Source organism: Streptomyces sp. H27-D2, assembly GCF_035828615.1.
In the GTDB taxonomy this organism is placed as follows: Bacteria; Actinomycetota; Actinomycetes; order Streptomycetales; family Streptomycetaceae; genus Streptomyces.
Genome location: NZ_JAYMZR010000035.1, coordinates 1 through 4,371, shown reverse-complemented (window position 1 = coordinate 4,371; position 4,371 = coordinate 1). Strand labels below are relative to the sequence as shown.

The 4,371-nt window shown below is 74.5% G+C and carries 4 protein-coding genes and 2 pseudogenes; 4 read left to right on the top strand and 2 right to left on the bottom strand.

Annotation, left to right across the window (positions count from 1 at the left end; all coding sequences use genetic code 11):
* The 3 genes and pseudogenes from QMK28_RS15660 to QMK28_RS15650 all read left to right on the top strand — a co-directional run.
* Positions 1–350: pseudogene (locus tag QMK28_RS15660) on the top strand (magnesium chelatase); the annotation flags it as partial.
* Complete coding sequence (gene cobO, locus QMK28_RS15655) at positions 350–946, top strand: cob(I)yrinic acid a,c-diamide adenosyltransferase (RefSeq protein ID WP_326438246.1); 597 nt, start codon at positions 350–352, stop codon at positions 944–946. The pseudogene QMK28_RS15660 and the gene cobO, both read left to right, overlap by 1 nt.
* Positions 946–2,373 (top strand): cobyrinate a,c-diamide synthase, encoded by a 1,428-nt coding sequence (locus QMK28_RS15650; RefSeq protein WP_326438360.1) that lies wholly within the window; start codon positions 946–948, stop codon positions 2,371–2,373. The genes cobO and QMK28_RS15650 overlap by 1 nt, the downstream gene beginning before the upstream one ends.
* Before the next feature lie 113 nt (positions 2,374–2,486).
* On the opposite strand, the gene QMK28_RS15645 is transcribed toward QMK28_RS15650, so the two are convergent.
* Entirely contained in the window at positions 2,487–3,212 is a 726-nt protein-coding gene (locus QMK28_RS15645) for a ZIP family metal transporter (protein WP_326438244.1), read from the bottom strand.
* 170 nt (positions 3,213–3,382) lie between these two features.
* Between QMK28_RS15645 and QMK28_RS15640 the strand changes: the two genes are divergently transcribed.
* Complete coding sequence (locus tag QMK28_RS15640; RefSeq protein ID WP_326438242.1) at positions 3,383–3,556, top strand: hypothetical protein; 174 nt, start codon at positions 3,383–3,385, stop codon at positions 3,554–3,556.
* Positions 3,557–3,734: 178 nt separating this feature from the next.
* On the opposite strand, the pseudogene QMK28_RS15635 reads toward QMK28_RS15640, so the two are convergent.
* Positions 3,735–4,371 (bottom strand): annotated as a pseudogene (locus tag QMK28_RS15635) (hypothetical protein); the annotation flags it as partial.

Below are 4,371 nucleotides of genomic sequence, written 5' to 3'. Positions count from 1 at the left end.
GCGGCCCCCGGTCGGCAGCGTCTCCAGCCGGGCTGTTGAAGGCGCATGAGGTCCTGCGGGTGGAGCGGATGCGGGACGCCTCGCGCCGGCCGCTGCTGGTCATCGTCACCGACGGGCGCGCGACGGGCGGCCCCGAGCCGGTCGCGCGCGCCGGGCGTGCGGGCCGGCTGCTGGCGAGCCAGGGGACCGCCTCGGTGGTCGTCGACTGCGAGTCGGGGCCGGTCAGGCTCGGCCTGGCGGGCGCGCTCGCCCGCGATCTGCAGGGCACCGCCGTGACCCTGGACGAGTTGCGCGCGGACGCCGTGTCCGCGCTGGTACGGAATGTACAGACGACGAGAAGGGCCGCCTGATGCCGCAGGGACAACCCACCACCGTGCCCGCCGACGGGCTCACGACGCGCCAGCGCCGCAACCGGGCGCTGCTGATCGTGCACACCGGCACAGGCAAGGGAAAGTCGACCGCCGCGTTCGGGCTGGCGCTGCGGGCGTGGAACCAGAGTTGGCCGGTCGGTGTATTTCAGTTCGTGAAGTCCGCGAAGTGGAAGGTCGGCGAGGAGCGTGCGCTGCGCGTGCTCGGCGACTCGGGCGAGGGAGGCACCGTCGCATGGCACAAGATGGGCGAGGGCTGGTCCTGGATCCAGCGCGACATCGAGTCGAGCGAGGAGGCCGCGCGCGAGGGCTGGGAGCAGGTCAAGCGCGATCTGGCCGCGGAGACATACCGGCTGTACGTGCTGGACGAGTTCGCCTACCCGATGAAGTGGGGCTGGGTGGACACCGACGAGGTGCTGTCCGTGCTCCGCGACCGCCCCGGCACTCAGCACGTCGTCATCACCGGGCGTAACGCGGCCCCTGAGCTGATCGAAGCCGCGGACCTGGTCACCGACATGACCAAGGTCAAGCACCCGATGGACGCGGGGCAGAAGGGCCAGCGGGGCATCGAGTGGTGATCGCCGACATCCCGCGGCTCGTCATCGCCGCGCCCGCCTCGGGCAGCGGCAAGACGACCGTCGCCACCGGCCTGATGGCCGCCTTCGCCGCGGCCGGGCTCGCCGTCTCTCCGCACAAGGTCGGGCCGGACTACATCGACCCCGGCTATCACGCGCTGGCGACGGGGCGTCCCGGCCGCAATCTCGACGCGTACATGTGCGGCCCCGAGCGGATCGCCCCGCTCTTCGCCCACGGCGCGGCGGGAGCCGACCTGGCGCTGGTCGAAGGGGTGATGGGCCTCTTCGACGGAGCCGCGGGACAGGGCGAGCTGGCGTCCACCGCGCATGTCGCGAAGCTGCTGCGGGCGCCGGTGGTGCTCGTCGTGGACGCCTCCTCGCAGTCGCGTTCGGTGGCGGCGCTGGTGCACGGCTTCGCGTCCTGGGACACCGGGGTGCGGGTCTGCGCGGTGATCCTCAACCAGGTCGCCTCGGACCGGCACGAGACGCTGCTGCGGGAGGCGATGGACGGCGCGGGCGTACCGGTGCTCGGCGCCCTGCGACGCGCGCCCCAGGTCGGCGCGCCGTCCCGGCACCTCGGCCTGGTGCCGGTGGCCGAACGGCGCGCGGACGCGGTCGAATCGGTGGCCGCGCTGGCCGCGCGCGTGCGTGAGGGCTGCGACCTCGACGCGCTGCTGGCGCTGGCTCGCAGCGCACCCAAGTTGTCCGCCGAGCCGTGGGACGCGGCGGCCGAACTGCGGCGGGCGGTTCCGGGCGCGACGGCCCCCGGAGCGACGGCCCCGCACGCCCCCGTCCCGGGCGGGGACGGTCGGAGCGCCTCGGCCGCCGCCCGGCCCGTCATCGCCCTGGCCGCCGGCGCCGCGTTCACCTTCTCCTACACGGAGCACACCGAGCTGCTGACGGCCGCCGGCGCGCAGGTCGTCCCCTTCGATCCGCTGCGCGACGAGCGACTCCCCGAGCGCACGGCGGGGCTGGTCATCGGCGGCGGCTTCCCCGAGGTGTACGCGCCGGAGCTGTCGGCCAACGAGCCGCTGCGCCGGGCCGTCGCCGGGCTGGCGGCGGCCGGGGCGCCGATCTCGGCGGAGTGCGCCGGGCTGCTGTATCTGGCCCGGTCGCTCGACGGCAAGCCGATGTGCGGGGTGCTGCCCGCCGAGGCCCGGATGTCGGAGCGGCTGACCCTCGGCTACCGCGAGGCGGTCGCCGTCAACGACAACGTGCTGGCCACCGCCGGCACCCGGCTGCGCGGGCACGAGTTCCACCGCACGGCGATCGAGCCGGGCGCGGGCGACGAGCCGGCATGGGGACTGACCCGCCCCGAGCGCCGGGTCGAAGGCTTCGTACAGGGCGGCGTGCACGCCTCGTATCTCCATGTGCACGGGGCCGCCGCCCCGGAGATGGCCCACCGGTTCGTGGGAGGGTGCACGACGTGAACGAAGTGCGCGACCGGCCGGACGGTCCGCCGCCGTACCTCGACGCTGAACACGCCCGCGCCCGCGCGGCGGGACGGCGGCCCCGGAGGGCGGCGGTGAGCCGCGCTCCCGGCTCAGCCCGCGAGGCCGACGACCAGCCAGATGAACCCCGCACCGGCCACGGTGCACAGCAGGGTGCTCAGCGCCGGGTGCTTGTGGTGCGCCTCGGGAAGGATGTCCGAGGTCGCCAGATACAGCAGCACGCCGCTGAAGAAGCCCAGGTAGATCCCCAGGAACTGCTCCGGAAGAGTGAAGATCAGCGTGGACGCCGCACCGATCACCGGGGCCAGCGCGTCCGCGCCGAGCATCACCAGCGCCTTGCGCCGCGCGTTCCCGTACAGGCTGGTGATCGTGTACGTGTTGAAGCCGTCCGCGAAGTCATGGGCGATCACGGCGACCGCTACGGCCGCCGCCATCCCGCTGTCGATCTGGTACGCGAGGCCGATCGCCACGCCGTCCATGCCGCTGTGCAGCACCATGGCGCTCGCCGCCGTGAGGCCGACCTGCGGCACCCGTTCCTCCGGGTCCATGCCGTGGGCCGCCTTGCGCACCGCGAGCAGGCGCTCGGCGGCGTGCGCGGCGAGGAAGCCGAGGACGAAGCAGAGCAGCGCGGCCGGGACGCCGAAGACGTCGTGCCCGGCCGCTGCCAGCGCCTCGGGCAGCAGGTCGAGGCCGACGACGCCGAGCATCAGGCCGCCGGCCAGGCCGAGGATCAGGTGCCTGCGGTCCGTCACATGCTGCGCCACCCAGCCGCCGAACAGCGTCATGAGGAACGCGCCGAGCGCGATGATCACCGGCATCGGGTCGCTCCTGTCCGCCGTCCTGCGGCTTCGCCGGCGCGGTCCGCGCCACCTCCTGCTTACTGACCCGGCACTGATCCCGCATGTCAGGGGTTCGCGCCTACGCCGTACGCCGGTTCGGCGCCAGGTTTCCCAGATCTTCGAATCCGCGCGTGAGAGGACCCGATTCCATGCCCGCCGAGATCTCCGGCACGGTGAGCTCCGCCGGTAGTGGGGCTGTGATCGGCTATCGCGGCGGTGATGCTGTAATCGGCGGTGGCGGGGTGATCGGCGGCGACGAAGTGGGCAGCATCAGCGGAAGCCGCGTCGCGGTGGGCATCAGCAGCTTGGGGAGAGCATCGTGATAACCGTCATAGGCACCGGTTCGGGCGCAGGCCTTCCCGCGCGGGCCCTGGACGCGCTGGCCTCGGCCACGCTCGTCGTCGGCACCCGATGTCATCTCGACGCGGCGGAACCGCTGCCCGAGGGCGCGGCGCAACTGGTGCTGGGAGCGCCGGCGCTCGCGCTCGACGCGATCGAACGTCACCTCGCGGAGGCGGGGGCGCGGCGGGCGGCGCGGTGCGCGCCGGCAGGTGGTGAGACGGGCACGGTCTCCGGTGGGACTGCGGGCCGCCCGCCCGGAGCGGTCTCCGGCGCGGGTACGGGCCCCCCGCCAGGAACCGTCCCCGAGCAGGGGGCCGGCAGGGCACCCGGGGCGACCGCAACCCCGGCTCCGGACGCCCCTCCCGGCACGACTCCGAGCACGCCCGCCGCCTCGGGCACGGCCTCGGGCACAGCTTCCGAGAGGGTTCCGAGCGCACGCTCGGGCACGGGCACCGGCTCGGGCGCGCGCTCGACCTCGGGCACGACTCCCGACACGGTTCCGAGCGCACGCTCGGGCACGGGCACGGGCACCGGCACCGGCTCGGGCGCGTGCTCGACCTCGACGACGGCTCCTGCCGCGACTGCGAGCACGCCCTCGGCGGGGGCTCCCAGCACAGCTCCGAGCATGCCCTCAGCCGGGGCTCCCAGCACAGCTCCGAGGACACGCGCGACCCCAGCCTCGGCCACCGCTCCGGCCCCGGCCCCGGCCACAACGCCCCGCACCACCCCCTCCACCGCCACCACCGCCGCGCGGCGGACCTCCGCAACCAGCCGGCCCGCCCGCGGCGTGGTCCGC